17 protein-coding genes and 1 other annotated feature are annotated in these 20,806 nt (G+C 44.5%); of the genes, 9 read left to right on the forward strand and 8 right to left on the reverse strand.

The window, feature by feature from the left end; translation table 11 throughout:
* Positions 1-506 precede the first annotated feature (506 nt).
* The 3 genes from clpB to rluD all read right to left on the reverse strand — a co-directional run bounded on the left by clpB (position 507) and on the right by rluD (position 4,932).
* Entirely contained in the window at positions 507-3,080 is a 2,574-nt protein-coding gene (clpB, locus tag J4N43_RS12985; protein WP_005381873.1) for an ATP-dependent chaperone ClpB, read from the reverse strand.
* Positions 3,081-3,224: 144 nt separating this feature from the next.
* Positions 3,225-3,953 carry a peptidoglycan editing factor PgeF gene (gene pgeF, locus J4N43_RS12990; RefSeq protein WP_005381874.1) on the reverse strand — a complete coding sequence of 243 codons (729 nt, stop codon included), beginning with the start codon at positions 3,951-3,953 and terminating at the stop codon, positions 3,225-3,227.
* Between the two features lies 1 nt (position 3,954).
* Positions 3,955-4,932, reverse strand: coding sequence for a 23S rRNA pseudouridine(1911/1915/1917) synthase RluD (rluD, locus tag J4N43_RS12995; protein ID WP_005381875.1), 978 nt, complete (start codon positions 4,930-4,932; stop codon positions 3,955-3,957).
* A gap of 136 nt (positions 4,933-5,068) precedes the next feature.
* On the opposite strand from rluD, the gene bamD reads away from it, so the two are divergent.
* The 5 genes from bamD (at position 5,069) to yjjX (ending at position 10,058) form a co-directional block, all read left to right on the forward strand.
* Positions 5,069-5,797 carry an outer membrane protein assembly factor BamD gene (gene bamD, locus J4N43_RS13000; RefSeq protein WP_053350232.1) on the forward strand — a complete coding sequence of 243 codons (729 nt, stop codon included), beginning with the start codon at positions 5,069-5,071 and terminating at the stop codon, positions 5,795-5,797.
* A gap of 148 nt (positions 5,798-5,945) precedes the next feature.
* Positions 5,946-7,427, forward strand: coding sequence for an MltF family protein (locus tag J4N43_RS13005; protein ID WP_313895346.1), 1,482 nt, complete (start codon positions 5,946-5,948; stop codon positions 7,425-7,427).
* A 325-nt stretch (positions 7,428-7,752) separates the two neighbouring features.
* Positions 7,753-8,079, forward strand: a complete 327-nt coding sequence (hpf, locus tag J4N43_RS13010) for a ribosome hibernation-promoting factor, HPF/YfiA family (protein WP_005381889.1) — start codon at positions 7,753-7,755, stop codon at positions 8,077-8,079.
* A 108-nt stretch (positions 8,080-8,187) separates the two neighbouring features.
* Positions 8,188-8,309, forward strand: a sequence feature (Phe leader region).
* A 12-nt stretch (positions 8,310-8,321) separates the two neighbouring features.
* The gene (gene pheA, locus J4N43_RS13015) at positions 8,322-9,500 is read left to right on the forward strand and encodes a prephenate dehydratase (protein WP_017636154.1); all 1,179 of its coding nucleotides are present in this window, start codon (positions 8,322-8,324) and stop codon (positions 9,498-9,500) included.
* 24 nt (positions 9,501-9,524) lie between these two features.
* A complete protein-coding gene (gene yjjX / locus J4N43_RS13020) occupies positions 9,525-10,058 on the forward strand; it encodes an inosine/xanthosine triphosphatase (protein ID WP_053350230.1) in 534 nt (177 codons plus the stop codon).
* Between the two features lie 110 nt (positions 10,059-10,168).
* Here the strand turns inward: yjjX and trpR are convergent, their stop codons facing one another.
* Positions 10,169-10,477: a trp operon repressor gene (gene trpR, locus J4N43_RS13025; protein WP_005381892.1), complete on the reverse strand. Its 309-nt coding sequence runs from the start codon at positions 10,475-10,477 to the stop codon at positions 10,169-10,171.
* Between the two features lie 13 nt (positions 10,478-10,490).
* Complete coding sequence (sltY, locus tag J4N43_RS13030) at positions 10,491-12,437, reverse strand: murein transglycosylase (RefSeq protein WP_031812891.1); 1,947 nt, start codon at positions 12,435-12,437, stop codon at positions 10,491-10,493.
* Positions 12,438-12,801: 364 nt separating this feature from the next.
* On the opposite strand from sltY, the gene ettA reads away from it, so the two are divergent.
* The 3 genes from ettA (at position 12,802) to J4N43_RS13045 (ending at position 16,100) form a co-directional block, all read left to right on the forward strand.
* Complete coding sequence (gene ettA, locus J4N43_RS13035) at positions 12,802-14,469, forward strand: energy-dependent translational throttle protein EttA (RefSeq protein ID WP_005381894.1); 1,668 nt, start codon at positions 12,802-12,804, stop codon at positions 14,467-14,469.
* A 230-nt stretch (positions 14,470-14,699) separates the two neighbouring features.
* Positions 14,700-15,059, forward strand: a complete 360-nt coding sequence (locus tag J4N43_RS13040; RefSeq protein WP_005381897.1) for a PilZ domain-containing protein — start codon at positions 14,700-14,702, stop codon at positions 15,057-15,059.
* Positions 15,060-15,098: 39 nt separating this feature from the next.
* Positions 15,099-16,100 (forward strand): M23 family metallopeptidase, encoded by a 1,002-nt coding sequence (locus tag J4N43_RS13045; protein WP_005381900.1) that lies wholly within the window; start codon positions 15,099-15,101, stop codon positions 16,098-16,100.
* A gap of 77 nt (positions 16,101-16,177) precedes the next feature.
* On the opposite strand, the gene tyrA is transcribed toward J4N43_RS13045, so the two are convergent.
* From tyrA to nagZ, 3 genes are all read right to left on the reverse strand, one after another.
* Positions 16,178-17,305, reverse strand: coding sequence for a bifunctional chorismate mutase/prephenate dehydrogenase (gene tyrA / locus J4N43_RS13050; RefSeq protein WP_005381901.1), 1,128 nt, complete (start codon positions 17,303-17,305; stop codon positions 16,178-16,180).
* A gap of 21 nt (positions 17,306-17,326) precedes the next feature.
* Positions 17,327-18,403 carry a 3-deoxy-7-phosphoheptulonate synthase gene (locus J4N43_RS13055; protein ID WP_053350229.1) on the reverse strand — a complete coding sequence of 359 codons (1,077 nt, stop codon included), beginning with the start codon at positions 18,401-18,403 and terminating at the stop codon, positions 17,327-17,329.
* Positions 18,404-18,610: 207 nt separating this feature from the next.
* On the reverse strand, positions 18,611-19,594 hold the full coding sequence (gene nagZ / locus J4N43_RS13060) for a beta-N-acetylhexosaminidase (protein ID WP_053350228.1): 984 nt from the start codon (positions 19,592-19,594) through the stop codon (positions 18,611-18,613).
* A 99-nt stretch (positions 19,595-19,693) separates the two neighbouring features.
* On the opposite strand from nagZ, the gene J4N43_RS13065 reads away from it, so the two are divergent.
* Positions 19,694-20,806, forward strand: a complete 1,113-nt coding sequence (locus tag J4N43_RS13065; protein ID WP_053304359.1) for an anhydro-N-acetylmuramic acid kinase — start codon at positions 19,694-19,696, stop codon at positions 20,804-20,806.

Consider the following 20,806-nt stretch of genomic DNA (forward strand, 5'->3'; position numbering starts at 1 on the left):
CAATGAATACTGAACATTCCTTTCGCTAATAAATAGCAGAAGTAATGTTTGAATTGACTGTGCTGAATCTTTCGATTCAATGGTCACTTCGTATCATTGAAACCTAATTTGAAGCCTAAGCTTCTAATTGGATTATCATCAACGAGTGCCCACACAGATTGATAGGTCTATATTTTTAAAGAGCACACTTCGAAGTTCTCTTCAAAGTGGACGGCTATTTTAGCTAGATAACTTATCGTGTCAAACACTTTTTTAAGTTATTTATCTGCGAGTTAATTTTAACTCACTAACCGTAGTTGTTTAGGTTCCGCTTCACTTGCTTTCCCGTGACAACGGAGGCGCATTATAGGGAGTTCATTAAAGAACACAAGTGCATTTTTTAAAAAAACTCACCTTTTTAGTTTATTCGTATAGAAAACAGACAAAAGACTCTAAAAAACTATAGAAAAGGGGCCAAACGGCCCCTTTAGTGTGATTTTTATCTCAATTTTACTGTATCCATACAATTATTGATGAGCACAAATTTGGTCATTAGTAACAATTAGCTGCACTGTCTTGTCTGGAACGATTTCACCAGAAAGAATTGATTTGGCTAACGGGTTCTCGACATTCTGCTGAATTGCACGTTTTAAAGGACGCGCACCATACACAGGATCGAAACCAACTTGAGCGATCAAGTCGAGTGCTTTGTCGGAAACTTCTAGTTGATAGCCTTTCTCCTCTAGTCGTTTCGCCAAACGTTCCAATTGAATAGAAGCAATGGACTTAATGTGCTCTTGACCAAGTGGATGGAACACCACGATTTCGTCAACACGGTTCAAGAACTCTGGGCGGAAGTGTTTGCTAACCACATCCATCACTTCACTCTTGATACCTTGATAGTCTAATGTTGCGAAATTCTCTTGGATACGAGATGAACCCAAGTTAGATGTCATGATCACAACCGTATTACGGAAGTCAACAGTACGACCTTGACCATCCGTTAAACGCCCATCATCGAGAACTTGCAGCAGAATGTTAAATACATCCGGATGCGCTTTCTCTACTTCGTCTAACAAAATTACCGAATACGGCTTGCGACGAACCGCTTCAGTTAAGTAACCACCCTCTTCATATCCGACATAGCCTGGAGGAGCACCAACCAACCTTGCCACTGAGTGTTTCTCCATGAACTCAGACATATCGATACGGACCATCGCATCTTCACTGTCGAACATAAAGCTCGCAAGTGTCTTACAAAGCTCTGTTTTACCCACACCAGTTGGACCTAAGAATAAGAAGGAGCCAATTGGTCGGTTTGGATCAGAAAGCCCAGCTCGACTACGACGAATGGCATTCGATACAACAGAGACCGCTTCGCTTTGCCCTACCACACGATTATGCAGCACGTCTTCCATACGAAGTAGTTTCTCTTTTTCCGCTTCTAGCATCTTGGATACCGGAATGCCGGTTTGCTTAGAAAGTACTTCTGCAATCTCGTTGTCGGTTACTTTATTACGCAATAGCGTCATTTCCTGCATTTCAGCTTGGGTTGCAAGATCTAACTGCTTCTCAAGTTCAGGAATACGACCATATTGAAGCTCCGACATACGGTTTAGATCGCCAGCACGGCGAGCAAACTCCATGTCCATACGAGCTTGTTCAAGCTCAGACTTAATATGTTGAGTGCCAGAAAGAGCTGCTTTTTCTGTATTCCAAACCTCTTCTAGTTCAGCGTACTCACGTTCTTTTTCATTGAGTTCTTCATTAAGCGCTTTCAAACGCTTTTCACTCGCTTCATCGTGCTCGTTACTTAGTGCTTGTTGCTCAATTTTGAGTTGGATGATTTTACGCTCAAGCTTATCCAAGGACTCTGGCTTAGAGTCAATTTGTAAACGAATGCTTGAAGCCGCTTCGTCAATCAAGTCAATCGCTTTATCCGGCAACTGACGGTCGGAGACATAGCGATGTGACAAACTCGCCGCAGCAACAATCGCTGGGTCGGTAATTTCGACGTGATGATGAAGCTCATAACGCTCCTTCAAGCCACGTAAAATCGCCACGGTATCCTCAACGGTCGGCTCATCCACCAGCACTTTTTGGAAACGACGTTCTAATGCTGCATCTTTTTCGATGTACTGACGATATTCATCCAATGTTGTTGCGCCAACACAGTGCAGCTCACCACGAGCTAATGCCGGTTTTAGCATGTTGCCCGCATCCATTGAGCCTTCACCTTTACCAGCACCGACCATAGTGTGTAGTTCATCAATGAAGAGGATGACGTTGCCTTCTTCTTTAGCAAGTTCATTCAATACTGATTTTAAACGCTCTTCAAATTCCCCACGGTATTTCGCGCCAGCAACCAGTGCGCCCATATCCAGTGATAGCACACGGCGACCACGCAGACCTTCAGGTACTTCATTGTTAACTATGCGCTGCGCTAAGCCTTCAACAATTGCTGTCTTACCTACGCCTGGTTCACCGATAATCACAGGGTTGTTTTTAGTACGACGCTGCAATACCTGGATAGTACGACGGATTTCATCATCACGGCCGATAACCGGATCCAATTTACCTTGCTCTGCACGTTCGGTAAGGTCTATGGTGAACTTTTCCAATGCTTGACGAAGCTCTTCTGCATTCGGATCATTGACCTTTTGACCACCTCTGATCTTTTCGATTGCCTGGCTGACTTTTTGCTCTGTTAAGCCGATCTCTTTGAGCAATTGCCCCAATGGTCCGCGATCTTCTAAAGCGGCAAGCAGGAAGACTTCAGACGAGATATAGGAGTCTTGACGCTTTTGCGCCACTTTGTCACACAGGTTAAACAATGTGCCCATCGAGCTAGAGAGCTGAACATCCCCACCGATGCCACTGACTTTTGGTAATCGATCTAACATTTCACTCAATTTAGAGCGTAAATGCGTTACGTCCACATCCAGCATAGTAAGCAATGGACGAATTGGACTGCCATTTTGATCAAGCAAAGCCACCATGAGGTGAACTGGCTCGATATATTGATGATCGCGCCCTAACGCTAGTGATTGAGCATCAGAGATAGCGATTTGAAACTTACTTGTGAATCGATCAAGACGCATATCTACCTTCCTAACCTCAACTAAAGGAAATTCTTTTGACAGTTAGAAAGATGGATACTCAGGAGGGGAATTTCAAGGGAGTGAATGAATAAAGATAGCTTTGCAAAAATAGTAGTATGCATCTAAGCACTTTGGTGCTTATAGCTAGTCTTCGATCCAAATAAAGGTTGCTTGTCGACCTGTCTTACCATCACGGCGATACGAGTAAAAAGAGGCTTTATCTTGGTAAGTACAAAGTCCAGAATCAAACACTTGTGTCACACCAGCTCGGTTTAAACGTTGCGTTGCCAGCACCGACATGTCAGCAAACCATTTACCGTCGATATCGCGTGGAGCAAATGCTTGATTCGCCTGTGAATCAAAATCAACAAAAGCTTGCAGAACATCTTCACCCACTTCGAAGGCTTGAGGGCCAATGGCAGGGCCAAGCCACGCTATCACTTCACCAGAAAACAACGCTAACGCATTTTCGACAATGCCATTTGCTAAGCCGCGCCAACCTGCGTGAACAGCGGCTACTTGCGTACCTTGTGTATTAGTCAATAATACAGGTAAACAGTCGGCGGTCATCGCTGAACAAACAACATGGCTTGAAGAAGTAAATACACCATCCGCATCAAGCACCTGTGTTGTTGGTTCATTTGCTTGAGCCACAACGGTTGAATGCGTTTGGTTTAACCAGATTGGCGCATTTGGCATGCTTGCCTGTTGCGCCAACCAAGCTCGGTTCTTCTCTACTAAAGACAAATCATCCCCAACGTGAGTACCTAAATTTAGCCCTTGGTAAGGGCCTGTCGAAAATCCGCCTATGCGTGTTGAGGCGAAAGCTTTGACATTTTTAGGCGCTGGCCAATTCGGAATGATCGTCTTCATATTAGAATTCTTCCGGTAAGCCGTGCTCTTCTGTATCTTGACGAAGCGCTTCAGTCATCACAACCATGTCATCAGGCACTGGAGCATGAAACTCAAGAACTTCGCCCGTAATTGGGTGCTCAAAGCGCAGCATTACTGCGTGCAATGCTTGGCGATCGAAGCCCCGGATCATTGCCGTTAGCTCTTCAGACGCACCTGTCGGGATGCGAGCACGTCCACCATATGCAATATCACCGAGCAACGGATGCTGAAGGTAAGACATGTGCACACGAATCTGGTGCGTACGACCCGTTTCTAGACGCAAGCGAATACGCGTGTGTTCGCGGAAGCGTTCAGCAACACGGTAGTGCGTTACTGCTGGTTTGCCCATTGGTGCTACCGCCATAAGCGTGCGCTTAGTAGAGTGACGACCAATCGGCTGATCCACTTTACCGCCCGCAGTCATACGACCAATAGCGATCGCTTCGTACTCACGAGTAATATTACGTTTTTGCAGTGCGCGAACCAGACGAGTTTGTGCAGGAACGGTTTTCGCCACCACCATCAAACCCGTGGTGTCTTTATCCAAACGGTGCACGATACCTGCACGAGGTACTTCTGCAATATCAGGGTAATGATGCAACAACGCATTAAGCACAGTGCCATCAGGCGTACCAGCGCCCGGATGAACCACAAAGTCACGAGGTTTGTTGATAACGATAATATCTTCATCTTCATAGACGATATCTAGCGGGATATCTTGCGCTTCCCAGCGTTCTTCATCTTCTAACTCGGCTTGCAATGTAATTTCCTCGCCACCCATTACTTTGGTACGAGGTTTAGTGACAACTTCACCATCAACTTGAACTTTCCCATCAAGCAGCCACTCTTTTAGGCGCGAGCGAGAGAAGTCCGCGAATAATTCGGCGATAGCTTGGTCTAAACGTTGACCTAACTGGCTATCTTTTACGGTATTTGTTAATACAATCTGCTGAGCCATATCGAACTTTTTTAAAAACTGTGAGACTAATGCTCACGACTGTGAAAAAATAGACTATTACGACATTGTATCTGTTACTGGAAAGAAAGTAACGGCAGCTTAAGAAATATTTAGATTCAAGGAACAGACTCCTGATATGAAACGTCAGACTTTAACAGGCCTTTTAGCGGTATCCCTTCTGTTTGGATGTACAAGCAAAGAAGAAATCGTTCCTGATGTGCCGCCTTCGGAACTGTATGCAGACGCACAGATTTCTCTTCAAAGTGGTAATTGGCTTTCTGCAATTGAGAAACTGGAAGCATTAGACTCACGTTACCCATTCGGTGCCTACTCAGAACAGGTGCAGCTTGACCTAATCTATGCGTACTACAAAAACGACGACCTTGCTTTGGGCTTGGCAACCATTTCTCGCTTTATGCGTTTAAACCCAACCCATGAAAAGATGGATTGGGTGCTGTACATGCGAGGTCTAAGCCACATGGCGCAAGATCGTAACTTTATGCATGATTTATTCAGCGTAGATCGAAGCGATCGCGATCCTGAACCGGTAAAAAAAGCGTTTGATGACTTCAAAAAACTACTTCAACGTTACCCGAATAGCCCATATGCAGAAGATTCACAAAAACGTATGGTCGCGCTGAAAAACCGTCTAGCGAACTATGATTTAGCGACTGCTGACTTCTACCTTCGCCGTGAAGCTTGGGTCGCTGCTATTAATCGCAGCCAAGAGCTACAAAAAGCGTATCCAGACACAGAAGCTGCACGTAAGTCACTGACTATCCAGCTAGAGGCCTACAAGCAACTTGGTTTGGAAGACGCCGTAGCAAGAACTGAAAAGCTTATCGAGCTCAACCCTGTGAAGTAATTGAACTTGCTTTAAACTGAACCGCCACCGTTTTTACCGTGGCGGTTTTTTATTACTCTCAATAGTGTATTCAGCCCTTTCTTGATGATCTTCCTAGCTCCACATATGCTTAAAGTTCTCCTCCCCCCTTTATAAAAAGGATGTGAACGTGACGATATCTAAGCTTTGCGCAGTTATGCTGCTCCTATTGTCTGCTTCCGTTTGCGCACTGCAAATCTCGCCGCTCAAACAGCCTCCTTACACTGGGGACCTCGATGTCATCAAAGATAAGAATGTACTGCGCGTCTTAGTTTCTGCCGATTTAGGCTTTTACTACATTGAGGGCGGCACACCAAAAGGCATAGGCGCGGAATTGCTGGCGCATTTCGAAAAAGACCTTCGTAAACTCAAACCAAAGCTTAACGTACAAATTATTCCTGTTGCCCGCGACCAGCTACTGCCAGCCTTAGAAAACGGTTCAGGTGACTTAGTTGTCGCCAACCTGACTATTACCGACACGCGCAAACAGAAAGTGGAGTTCAGTTCACCCATTCTCACTGACATTCAAGAGTGGGTAGTGACAAACAAAAGCACACCAACGATGACGAAAATCGAACAACTGAGCGGCAAAGAGATTTGGGTGCGCGCCAGCTCTAGCTACTTTGAAAGCATTCAGACACTAAATAAGAAACTAAACAAAAAAGGCTTACCGCCTGTTATCGTGCACTTTATTGAAGAAACACTTCAAGATTATGAGCTGGTCGGAATGCTCAACAATGGTTACGTCAAAGCCATTGTTCTCGATAGCCATAAAGCCAAGCTTTGGCTGAAAGTGATGGATGATATTCGGGTGCACAAAAAAATTCCTATCCGCAAAAATGGCAAAATTGCTTGGGCAATGCGAGAAAATAGTCCCAAATTAAAAGCCGTCGTGAATAAGTTCATCCAGAAGTCTCGCTCTGGGACACTACTCGGTAACGTTATTTACGGTAAATACATCGATAACACGGGATGGTTGAACAGAGCTCTTAACCCTAAGAAAATTGCTCAACTAGAAAAACTCGCAGCGCTATTTTCACGCTATGGTGAGAAATACGATATCGACTATTTACTGATCGCTGCAATCGCTTACAAGGAATCAGGATTTAATAACGACCTAGTTGGAAGCCGAGGTGCCGTTGGCATAATGCAAGTCCTACCCAGCACCGCTCAAGATCCGAATATCAATATCAAAAATGTTCGACAATTAGAAAACAACATTCATGCTGGAGTGAAATACTTAGCTTTTTTGCGTAAGCAGTACTTCAGTGATCCTGATATTACTGCACAAAATAAACTCTACTTTACATTGGCGGCTTACAATGCGGGCCCCGGCAATGTAGAGCGTATTCGTAAGCGTGCAGCCCAACAAGGTTACGATCCTAATGTTTGGTTTAATAACGTGGAAGTCGTTATGCGGAAAAGTTTAAGCTCAACGGTTGGGTACGTCACAAGCATTAATCGCTACTACATAATATACAAACAACTAGAAAGTTTGGACCAAGTCAAAAGTCTAGAAAGGGTTTCACTAGCCCCAAAAGACCCCATTTTCATGATACCGCTACGAAAAGTCAGCCAAATGCCAGGCAGTAAAAAGCCGCTTGTACAGTAAGCGGCTTTTTAAATGGATTCATTGGAGAGACTCAGTGATCGCCATCACACCTTACATGTAGTTAAATTTTAACCACCTCAAATATTAGGCCGTAAAACTTCCCTAAAAACGAGGCCGTTTTCAGCTGAGTATTCTATCCAATCTACGGATTTACTAACCGATAACAAGCAATTTCACGATAAATCTCAGAAGTTCTTGAGTGAGATCACATTCATTTTTCATCATAAAAAACCCGAGCAAAATAATGATCTGAATCACATTTTTTTATGCTTAAAGCGGTAATCTGAACTCAACCCATGAGGGATGCAACAGAGGAAAAACACTTATGACAATGAATATCACTGGCAAAAACATCGAAATCACCTCTGCAATCCGAGCTCATATTGAGAGCAAATTTAAAAAACTGGAGAAATGGCAAGTAGACCTAATTGGTTGCCAAGCAACTTTCAGTGAGGAACCAAACAAACAGAAGAAATTCGAAGCGGTTATCAAAGTTCCTAAAGGCCAGCTCATTGCCTCAGCAACTCACGAAGATCTTTACGCAGCTATCAACGAAGTGGAGCAAAAACTAGAACGACAATTGAACAAGCTGACCCACAAACCTGAAGCTCGACGTGCAAGTAAGCCTGAGCTAGTAGAAGAAGAAGAGTAAACTGAACAGATTGAGGAAATAGCGCCGAAAGGCGCTATTTTTTTGCTTGACGCTCTCCCCAGCCTTGCTTATTGTGTTTAAACACTCATAAATTAAGCACTATTTATGCATTTAACCTCACTGTTTATTTTTGACTTCTTTTTCCTCCCATAGTTGGAGGGGCGAACTCGTTTGTGAAAGAAAAGTCAAAAACAAACAGAAAGCCTCCCAAATCGGGAGGCTTTTTTATAAGGAAAGAATTGATGACTGACCAACCTATTTCCCTCGAAGAAATTCGTTTACGCTTGAATGAGTTGGATGACCAACTTCTCAGCTTATTGTCTGAGCGCCGTAAACTCAGCATTGAAGTAGCCAAAAGCAAAGTACAAACCTCAAAGCCTGTTCGCGACGCCGTCCGTGAACAGCAATTATTGGTCAAGCTGATTTCTAATGGCCAAGATAAATACGAACTTGACGCGCAGTACATCACCAAACTTTTCCATACCATCATTGAAGACTCAGTTCTGCTTCAACAAAGTTATCTGCAAAATCTCGTTAACCCACAGCAAAGCCGTAAGCCACTTGCTCGCGTCGCATTTTTAGGAGCCAAAGGCTCTTATTCGCACTTGGCAAGTCGCGAATACTTCAGTCGTAAAAATACGGAGCTTATCGAGCTCAACTGCGAGCACTTTAAAGAAGTGACTCAAACGGTTGAATCTGGCCATGCTGATTATGGCGTTCTGCCAATCGAAAACACCAGCTCAGGCTCTATTAATGAAGTGTATGACTTACTACAACACACGACGCTTTACATCGTTGGAGAGCTAACTCAACCAATCGAACACTGCTTGGTTGCGAAAAAAGACATTCGTCTGGAAGATATTAAAACGCTGTATTCTCACCCTCAGCCACACCAACAGTGCAGTGAGTTTTTAAGCCGTATGAAAGGAGTAAAGCTGGAGTCCTGCGCGAGCACAGCAGATGCAATGCAGAAAGTCCAAGAGATGGATCGTGATGATGTAGCTGCAATTGGTAATGCATCAAGCGGTAAGCTATATGGCTTGCAAGCAATTCAAGGCAACATCGCAAACCAAACCGAAAACCATACTCGCTTTATCGTGGTTGCTCGTAAACCGGTTGAAGTTTCTACTCAGATTCCAGCAAAAACCACATTGATCATGTCGACCTCCCAAGAGGCAGGTTCATTGGTTGAAACACTATTAGTGCTGCAACGTTACGGCATCAATATGACCAAGCTAGAATCACGCCCAATTATGGGGAACCCGTGGGAAGAGATGTTCTACGTAGACTTGACATCACATCTTGCTTCGACAGAAATGCAACAGGCACTTGAAGAGCTAACAAAAATCACTAAGCACTTGAAAGTATTAGGCTGTTACCCGAGTGAGAACGTAAAGCCTACGCAAGTAAAATTGAGTTAATAGACACCAGTGAGTAAAAAGATCATGGCAACCCAAAAAGTCGTAATCGCATCGCTAAACCCAGCCAAAATTAATGCAGTTCAAAGTGCATTTCGTAATGCATTTCCGCATCAAGAATTCAACTTCGTTGGCATCAGTGTACCGAGTGAGGTCGCAGATCAGCCCATGACGAATGAAGAAACTCATCGTGGTGCGCTAAACCGCGTTAAAAACGCAAAAGTAAAGATGCCAAACGCGGATTACTATGTCGGTCTCGAAGCGGGAATTGAAGCAAACGTGACGTTTGCTTGGATGGTGGTTGAATCAGAGACTCACCGCGGTGAATCTCGTTCTGCAAGCTTAATGTTGCCGCCAAAAGTCTTGGAAAAACTCAAGGATGCGAATGAATTGGGAGATGTAATGGACGAAGTGTTTGGTACTGATAATATCAAACAGAAAGGTGGCGCTATTAGCCTGCTAACCCAAAACCAGCTAACTCGAAGCTCGGTCTATCACCAAGCCTTGATTCTGGCTTTAATTCCATTCACAAACCCTGAGCATTTTCCTTCAAATTTATAACACTCAGCCTAGTCTCTAGATACGCAAAAGGGCGGATATTTCCGCCCTTTGTAATACGTTATCTTAGTCACTTGTAACACCAAGGCCTAAAAGCAAATTGGATATACTGTCTACTTAGATACCGCAACTTGTTCTAACAAGACTTTCAACTTGTCTTTTTCTTCATCAGATTTCGACTTTAGTTCGTTAGAGCCACGAGTAATGGTGGCAATGCCCACACCAAGCATCTGACTGATCTGACGTTGAGATAATTCTCCTTTAAGAAGTTCGTTAATTATATTAACGCGTGATATTAATGACTCTCTCTCATCACGTGACATCAGCATAGTTAACAGCATGTCATCTTGCTGGGTGCCCATACTTGTTCGAATTAGCTCAATAATCTGTTGCCAGTCTTTGTACTCGGGTTCGTGCGACATCAAGTTACCTCACTCAATACTTGGTATTGATCTCATGTTGATTCAAGAACGCGCCATCGATACCCAAAAGATCACGATAGTATGTTTCAAACATCAAGATGTTTTGTACATAACCGCGCGTCTCTTTAAATGGAATTGCCTCAATAAAGGCATAAGCATCCACTTTTCCTTGGGTACGCTCTCGCCACGTTTTTACTCTGTTAGGACCTGCATTATAAGCAGCAAGAGCAAAAATACGATTATTATCGTAATCCTCTAATAAACCTTGCAAATAATGGCTACCAATTTCGATATTTTTTCCTACATTGTAGAGATCCTGCGTACCTTGATAACTCAACTTATATTTACGTGCCGTGTACTTCGCCGTCGCAGGCATGATCTGCATAAGACCACGAGCGCCAACTGGAGAGCGGGCTTCAACATCTAACGCACTTTCCTGTCGAGCGAGAGACATCATCGTGACGGGATCAATGTTGTGCTTTTTCGCATAAAAGTTAAACCACCAGCGGTGTGCTATTGGGAACCTAAGTTCGATATTATCCCACATCTGCGCTTGAATACTCGCGGTCACCGTTAGGTGATGCCAACGTTTAAATGATGCATAAGCCGCCAACATCGCCTTTTCATCTTTTCCTACGCGGCGCAGTAAGTGTGCCCATTCACTCTTCGCTGCTGCGATTTTATCCGTCGCGATCAACTCTTCGATACGAGCTAACGAGTCTTGATAGGGTTGAACAACTTTCTTATCCAACTTAACCGTATGCGTTGGGTATTTGATTGATTGTCCGATTGCATTGGCGGCAGCCACACTGTAGAAGTTTCGTTGCCCAAGCAGAGTTGCTAAACGCTGTTTCCCCGCGATGTCATCACCTAACGCTATTTCACTTCTTCCAAGCCAATATTGCCAGCGTAGCGTGGCTTGTTCTTCTTTATTTAGAACAGCAATCCACTCTTGTACGCCTTTCCAATCTGCATTTTGAATCGCTAAGCGGATGCGCGTTTCAATCAACGGTAAGTACTGACTGGTTTTCGTTTTATCATCGCGCCATTTAGCTAATGACTCAGACTCCGTACGAGTCAATCGAAATGCAATATAGTCGGCAAGTTCTTGCGCTTTTTCTGGAGAAAACTTCTGTCCTTTAATGACGGCATCGTACGCACCTTGTGCTTGGCTAGTGTTCATACGAGCCAACTTTTCTAACGCATATTCACTTTGCGCTCGATTAAAATCATTCGCAGGTTTTTTCTTCGCGAATTCCGCAACACTTGAAGGATTATCAAACAACGCTTTCATTTCTTTGGCTTGTTGCTTTGCCTGCGCTGATTTAGGCAGTTTGAGCAAGTAACTCATCAAACCGCCATTACGAGCATCAAACGCCAGTAACATACGCTGTAGAATCAGTTCATCGGTACGCTCACCCGCCTTGTCCCATGCTTCAAATAATGGGTCACACTCATCAGCAATGCTGATGCCACGTAACCACATATGTTCAGCCCCTTTAAACGCCGCGACTTTCTTGCCTTGCTTTAATTGAGCGACGTAGAAAATACATTGGTAACGCTCACCACTAGGAATGACTTTTTGAAACTCAGTAATAGTTTTCCAATCTTTTTGCTTATAAAGATGATTGAGGTATGGAGCGCGAACTCGACGAGAAAATGGAAAAGACTCGTGCTCAGAAATAAACTCGTTCACCTGTTGTGGTGACTTTTCCGGTAACTGTCTAATAAAAGTGCGGTAATCCACATAAGGCGTTAGTGGATAGTCAGAAATTTTAGGACGAATCGAAAGGTATCCGTCGATGTCATTTTTATCTAATAAATCTTGAGCTTGCTCATATACTTCGCGCTGCTTTTCCAAACTCAGCGCGGCATTAGCACTCAAACTCATAGCACACAACGCGGCGGCGCAGCATACGTTTTTAGCCAATTCAGATACGTTGAATCTCATTTGTGTCATTTTCCCCAGACATATACTGCCCTAAAGCCTAGTTTTGTTAGAGTTCATGTGATGTTAAGGCAATTTTCACACATGCATCTATTTACACAGAATGCAGATGTCCATGTAAAGCAACTTAGTGTATTAAAAATTGTACTCGTCAAACTTTTAAGACGATGGAGACAAAGCGTTTCTAACTCGCATAGAAAACACTTCGTCATTCTTAACGAATAACAAAAGTGTATACCCTAACCGTGTAAGTTTCCGGTCAGCTCAAAATAAGAAATCCATTCGTTAGGGAAATTCTTGCAATGCGGTAACAAAAACAAAGCACTTGGTATAAAATGATGGGTTTGAATGACAGTTAATTTAGGAACGATCGGCAATGGCTGAATACGTATATACCATGTCGCGGGTGAGCAAAATTGTGCCACCTAAGCGTCAAATTCTTAAAGACATCTCTCTGAGCTTCTTCCCTGGTGCGAAAATCGGTGTTTTAGGTCTGAACGGTGCAGGTAAATCCACACTGCTACGTATCATGGCAGGTATCGACACGGATATCGACGGTGAAGCGCGTCCACAACCTGGTCTAAACGTAGGTTACCTACCTCAGGAACCAGTATTAGACGAATCAAAAACCGTTCGTGAAGTTGTTGAAGAAGCGGTTGCTGACGTTGCTGACGCTCTGAAACGTTTGGACGCAGTCTACGCAGCATACGCTGAACCAGATGCAGACTTCGACGCACTTGCAAAAGAGCAAGGCGAGCTAGAAGCCCTTATCCAAGCGAAAGATGGTCACAACCTAGAAAATGCGCTTGAGCGTGCAGCAAACGCACTACGTTTACCTGAATGGGACCAAAAAATTGCGCACCTATCAGGTGGTGAACGCCGCCGTGTGGCTATTTGTCGCTTGCTACTTTCTAAGCCAGACATGCTATTGCTTGATGAACCTACCAACCACCTAGATGCAGAATCAGTGGCTTGGCTAGAGCGCTTCTTAGTGGATTACACAGGTACCGTAGTAGCCATCACCCACGACCGTTACTTCCTAGATAACGCTGCGGGCTGGATCTTAGAACTGGACCGTGGTGAAGGTATCCCATGGGAAGGCAACTACACCTCATGGCTGGAGCAAAAAGACGCTCGTCTACAACAAGAAGCCTCCCAAGAGAGTGCTCGCCAAAAGACTATCGAGAAAGAGCTTGAGTGGGTACGTAAAAACCCTAAAGGTCGTCAAGCGAAGTCAAAAGCACGTATGGCTCGCTTTGAAGAACTGCAAAGCTCTGATCACCAAAAACGTAATGAAACCAATGAACTGTTTATCCCACCAGGTGAGCGTCTAGGTGATAAGGTTATTGAAGTGAAGAACCTGACCAAGTCATTTGACGGTCGTGTTCTGATTGATGACCTGTCATTCAGCATCCCTAAAGGTGCAATTGTTGGTATCATCGGTGCTAACGGCGCAGGTAAATCGACGCTATTCAAGATGTTAAGTGGTACTGAACAACCAGACTCGGGCACAATTGAGATGGGCGATACAGTAAAACTGGCATCGGTCGATCAGTTCCGTGACAGCATGGACGATTCTAAAACCGTATTCCAAGAGATCTCTGAAGGTGCTGATATCATTAAGATCAACAACTTCGAAATCCCAGCTCGCGCATACTGTTCACGCTTTAACTTTAAAGGCAGTGACCAACAAAAGATTATTGGTGAACTATCGGGTGGTGAGCGTAACCGTGTCCACCTTGCGAAGCTTCTTAAAGCGGGCGGTAACGTGTTGCTACTCGACGAACCAACCAACGACCTTGACGTTGAAACACTGCGTGCTCTAGAAGAAGCATTACTAGAGTTCCCTGGTTGTGCAATGGTTATCTCGCACGACCGTTGGTTCCTTGACCGTATCGCGACTCACATCATTGACTACCGTGACGAAGGCCAAGTTAACTTCTACGAAGGTAACTACACAGAGTACATGGATTGGTTGAAGAAAACATTGGGTCCTGAAGCCGCAGAACCACACCGTATCAAATACAAGCGTATTGCAAAGTAATCGCAACCCACAAAGTTTGATTGTAATTTGTACAAAGGCCGCTATCATAGCGGCCTTTGTTTTCTTTGTTATAAAAAGAGCTCATTAGCCCGTCTCGTTCGTTAAGAACATGACATAGCACTTACGTCACTCTGTAGCGACCTCGACACTTTTCAAACAACAATCGAACATTTTTTGTTCGTATTGATATACTATTCAATTCTGTTTGACGACCTGACGAGAATATTCATATGACAGAGAGACGACGCTTTTCACGTATTCTCCATCAAGCTCCAGCTAAGATAGAACAACGTGACTTGGCAATTGAAGCTAGGATTCAAGATCTTTCCTTGCATGGTTTACTCATGAAAGTGGAAGAGACTGAGGCTTTGGATCCAACCCTTCCAGTCCATGTGACTTTTTCATTTGATCAATCCGAACAAGTGATTACGTTAAAAGCGCAAATTGTGAATGTCTCTAAGTGTGAGATTAGGTTGAAGATCGCTAAGATAGACATCGAAAGCATTAGCCAACTAAAACGATTTATAGAATTGAATGTAGGCAATAACGACCTTCTGAATCGAGAGTTAGAGCACCTCTCTGGTTTTTAGGAGAAAAATAAATGAACGCCTATTTAAGTAACAATAACTATGTCTAAAAAAATCATCATGCAGATCCCGACGAAAGACGGCGATCAGCAGTTCTATTTGGGCCGCAGTTCGGTCCTAGCAGTATTTGCTTCAGTATTGGCATTACCCGCCGTCGTTGGTGGCGCGTGGTACCTTAATCAGCAGCAGATGCACAATAAAGACGAACTAACACAAATCATCGCCAAACTGGAAAGTGAAAAGGCCGAAGTGACGGCTCTTTACGAAGAACAGCTTGATACCAATCATTCGCTTTCCCAGTCTTTGACGGACAAAAACAATCAAATTCAGCTATTGGGCAAACGGGTATTCGACGTTGAATCGGTTTTAGGTCTCGCAGACGAAGAGTTGATGATCGATGAGAACAGCATGGGGTTAGAGGAGCGAATTGACGCAGCCGCTATCGATTCTGCTGTTCGAGCGACGATGTTCCGTTTGATACCAAATGACAGTCCAGTCACATACCAACGTATTTCTTCTTCTTACGGCAGTCGTATTAATCCGATTTCAGGTAAGAGGCATGTTCATACTGGTATCGATCTGACTTGTAAAAGAGGAGAAGAGATCCTGGCACCGGCTGACGGTGTGGTGGAAACCGTTCGCCCGAGCAATCGTGGTTATGGTAACTATGTCACCATTCGTCACTCATTTGGCTTTATGAGCTCCTTTGCTCATCTACAACGCTTCAAAGTGAAAAGCGGTCAGTTTGTTAGTAAAGGCGACATCATTGCTCAATGCGGTAACTCTGGCAACTCCACAGGGCCACACTTGCACTATGAAGTACGCTTCCTCGGACGAGCACTCAACCCTCAATACTTAATGGAGTGGACGCCAGAAAACTTCAACGACGTCTTTGAAAAAGAGAAAAAAGTGAAATGGGGACCTTTGGTTCAATTGATTGATAACGTTGTGCGCCTACAAGTCAATTTAACCAATTCACCCTATCGCGATACCAGTATCAACACAGTATCAAGTGAAGATACGAGTAATACTGCGACGAACTGATTTGTCCATCAACACGAAAAAGAGCAGCTTACGCTGCTCTTTTTGTTTCGGACTCTGCACGGCTAAATGACCCGTGATTAGCCGCGATGAATATTATCATTCGCCTGTTTGAGTAAGTTTTGGCTCTCATTCATAAATTGTTGAGAATAAGTACCAAACCAATCACTCACCTGCTTAAAGCTTTCGATGAATCGCGCTTTGTCTCTGCTATCCAGAATCGCTACCGCATCACCTAAACGCTGATGGAATCGCTTGATCATATCGATATTCTCTTGAGAAGAGAAAATGATATCACCGTACAAGTTCGGATCCTGACCAAACAGTCGTCCCACCATCGCCAATTCAAGGCGGTAGATTGGCGAGCTTAACTTCAACAACTGATCGATGTTCGGATTCTCTTTGCTAAGGTGCATACCGTAAGCAAACGACGTGAAGTGGCGCAGCGCCTGAATCAACGTCATGCCATGATCGTGCTCTTGTGCATCGATTTGGCACAAGCTTGCGCCCCATATCCCAAACTGTTGCAATAGCCATTGGTAATGCTCGTGACCACGGCCATCACAGTACACAATAACCTGCTTGGCAAGGCTCGGAACATCTGGGCCAAACATTGGGTGCAAACCAACCACAGGACCTTGGTGCACATTCAACATTGCTTGCAGAGGCTTCGACTTGATAGAAGTCAGGTCACACAGAATGCAGTCTTGCGGCAAGTTCCCCAGTTTTTCGATCACCCCTTCCGTTAGATGAATCGGCACCGTGACCACGACTAAACCCGCGTTGTCTAGAATCTCATCCGCATGATCCCAGTCTTTACTACCGAGAACTTTGACCTGGTAGCCCGACAATTTGAACATACGCCCAAACAGGCCACCCAATTGACCATTACCACCAATAATAACAACTGAGCGTAAATCAGGGTTCAAACACTTAAAACCGGAATCTTTCTCGCTGGCATAAGACTCACGCATTGTTCGACGCAGAATATCTTCAATAAGCTGTGGAGGAATTCCCATTTTTTCAGCTTCAGCGCGACGAGAAGCTAACATCGCCGCTTCGCGGTCTGGAGCATAAATTGGCAAACCATGTTCGCTTTTTACTTCCCCAACTTTCTCTACGAGCGCTAAACGCTGAGCCAATAGCTCCAACATTTGCTTGTCGACTGCATCAATCTGATCGCGTAATGCGTTAAGTTCAACTGCCATTGATGTTCCTTAAATCCTGTATTAATTAGCCTTTAGACGATTTTCTAAGAAAGGCACTAGCTCTTCATGTGCATGACGTAATAGTGCCTCAGTTGAATCCCAATTGATACATGCGTCAGTGATAGATACACCGTATTTCATCTCTTCAAGAGCTAAGTCAGAAGATTGATTTCCTTCATTGATATGGCTTTCAATCATAAGACCGATAATAGATTTATTGCCTTCACGGATTTGATGAATCACATCCTCCGCGACTAATGGCTGGCGACGGTAATCTTTACGTGAGTTGGCGTGACTGCAATCCACCATTAATGAAGCATCAAGACCAGATTTCGCCATCTCTTGCTCACACTCAGTGACTGATACCGAATCGTAGTTAGTTTGCTTGCCGCCACGTAAGATCACATGTCCATTAGCATTGCCCTGGGTGGTCAACAGTGCGACTTGTCCCTCACGGTTAATTCCCATAAAACGGTGGCTAGAGGACGCAGCTTGCATCGCGTTAATTGCGGTTGCCAAACTGCCATCGGTGCCATTCTTAAAACCGATTGGCATAGACAGGCCGCTTGCCATTTCACGGTGAGTTTGTGACTCCGTCGTACGAGCACCGATGGCTGCCCAGCTAAAAGTATCCGCCAAGTATTGTGGGCTAATTGGGTCTAGAGCCTCAGTCGCGAGCGGGATTTCCATCTCTGCCAACTCCACCAGAAGTTCGCGTCCAACATGCAGACCGTGTTCAATATCGAAACTGCCGTCTAGGTGTGGATCATTGATCAAGCCTTTCCAGCCGACCGTGGTGCGCGGCTTCTCAAAGTAAACACGCATAACAATATACAGTTGGTCACTTAGTTGTTCAGAGAGTGCTTTAAGTCGCTTTGCGTAATCCTTCGCCGCTTCTACGTCGTGGATAGAACATGGACCGCATACAACAAGCAGGCGGTGATCCTTCTTGTGAATAATATTAGCGATAGTTTGACGAGACTCTTGAATAAAGCGACGTGCTTTTTCACTCAAAGGAAGCTTGTTTTTTAGTTCCTCCGGAGTAATAAGAACCTGTTCTTCGATAATATTAATATTGCTCAACTCACTTTTCTGCATAACTCTAACCTGTATATTTATTTTTACACCCAACCAAACCCTTGGTGAGACAACTAAGCTTTAACGACAAGATAACAGGCTAAAAAAGAAAAACAAGCGTACATAATAAAAAACATTTAGTGTAAATTAAAGTTTACAGTTAAATAAAAAGCCAAAGCATAATTAACTTTGGCTTCTCATCGCTGTTTTGAATCTTTTACAAGAGGTTTAGCTAGTCAAGCGTTTCATCGCTTCACTCGCCGCTTTCCACTCTTGAGATAGCTTAAGTTCGCTTGGAGAAAATGACTGTTTTTTCAGTAATGCATCCGCGAGTGGCACGGTTGAAACCGGTAAGTTGTCTAATATCTCAACGTGCGCTTCTCGTTTATTACACATTAACAACATATCGCAACCAGCTCTCAATGCTTGAGCACCTCGCTCGGCTGGGCTGCCCATAATCGCAGCGCCTTCCATGGTCAAGTCATCCGAAAAAACCAAACCTTTAAAACCCAATTGCTGACGCAGGACCTGTTTTAACCAGTATTCAGAACCGCTGGCTGGTTGAGCATCATAATGTGGGAAAATCACGTGAGCAGGCATCATGGCATCTAAAATACCGGCATCAATTTGCGCTTTGAAGATCGCCATATCTTGTTCAAAAATATCACTGCGCTCGTCGTATGGTGTTTCTAGATGTGAGTCTGCAATCACGCCACCATGTCCAGGGAAGTGTTTGCCTGTCGTTGCCATGCCAACACTCTTCATTCCTTGCATATAAGCAGTGCTATAGCGAAGAATGGTATCGGCATCTTCACCGAATGCGCGGTTACCGATCGCTTTACATTGATGGCCTTGGTCAAGTACCGGGGCAAAGCTTAAATCAATATCATGGGCAATCAGCTCTGCTGCCATTAACCAACCGCCCATACGAGCAAGCTCTTCACCATTTTGATGTTTAGCGTACTCATCAGCAGCAGGAATTAATGAGAAACCTTCACGAAAGCGCTGCACTCGGCCGCCTTCTTGATCCACACCGATCAAAAACGGGCGCTTAGCCGCCTTTCGGATGGATTGAGTAAGTGCTTGAAGCTGTTCGCTATCATGATAGTTGCGAGCAAATAGAATTAAGCCACCAACCGTAGGATGCTCCAAGATTTCTTTGTCTTCAGCGGTCAGTTCATACCCCGCAACGTCAACCCATAACGGTCCCATGTTTTCTCCTCAAAATCGGCTGAATATCTCGTATTCGATGAGGTTATTCGCTTCAGATTTGCTTTACAATAAGTGAATGAAGAATTGACGAGATCGGCTATGAAATTTAACGAACTGTACATTGGTGTGATGTCTGGAACGAGTATGGATGGTGTTGATACCGCTCTAGTTGAAATAAGCGATGAGCACGTTCGCCTGATTGCGCACGACGACTACCCAATGCCCGCAGCACTAAAAGACATGCTGTTATCTGTTTGTACCGGTCAAGCAACAAATTTAAAAGCCATAGGTGAACTTGACCACCAGCTCGGCCACCTATTTGCAGATGCTGTGTTACAGCTACTCAATAAGTCTGGTTACGTCGCAGAGCAAATTCGTGCGATTGGTAATCACGGTCAAACAGTATTCCATCAGCCTACCGGAAACTTGCCGTTTACCACTCAATTGGGCGATGCAAACATTATCGCAGTCAAGACAGGCATTGATACGGTAGCGGATTTTCGTCGTAAAGACATGGCGCTAGGTGGACAAGGTGCCCCACTCGTCCCTGCTTTCCATAAAAGCATTTTTGCGATGCAGGATTCCACAACTGTGGTACTTAACATTGGAGGCATTGCCAATATCTCGGTACTGCATCCAGAACAACCAGTCATTGGCTATGACACAGGCCCGGGCAATATGTTGATGGACGCATGGTGTGCGCTGCATACTGGGCAAAGCTTCGACGAAGATGCACAATTTGCACTTAAAGGAACGGTAAACGCTACTTTGTTGACTCAATTACTCAAAGAAGCTTACCTCGCCATGCCTGCCCCTAAAAGTACCGGGCGAGAACTGTTCAATATTGACTGGCTGCATCAACAACTGGCCCATCACAATTTACCAATCGAAGACGTACAACGTACACTTTGCGAGTATTCTGCAATTACCATTGCCAACGAAGTCGACAAGTTTTCTCATGGCATCACACCTCAGCTATTGGTCTGTGGCGGTGGAGCAAGAAACCCGCTTTTGATGCAACGACTGGCCAAGTTATTGCCACAATGGAGCGTTGCGACAACGGCAGAAAAAGGTGTTGATGGCGACTACATGGAAGCAATGGCGTTTGCTTGGCTTGCGCAGCGCCATATTCACGGCCTCCCTAGCAACTTACCGGAAGTTACGGGGGCAAGTCGTCTCGCTTCACTGGGTGTACTCTATTCAAAAAATTAA

It is taken from the genome of Vibrio sp. SCSIO 43009, from assembly GCF_023716525.1.
Classification (GTDB): Bacteria; Pseudomonadota; Gammaproteobacteria; order Enterobacterales; family Vibrionaceae; genus Vibrio; species Vibrio alginolyticus.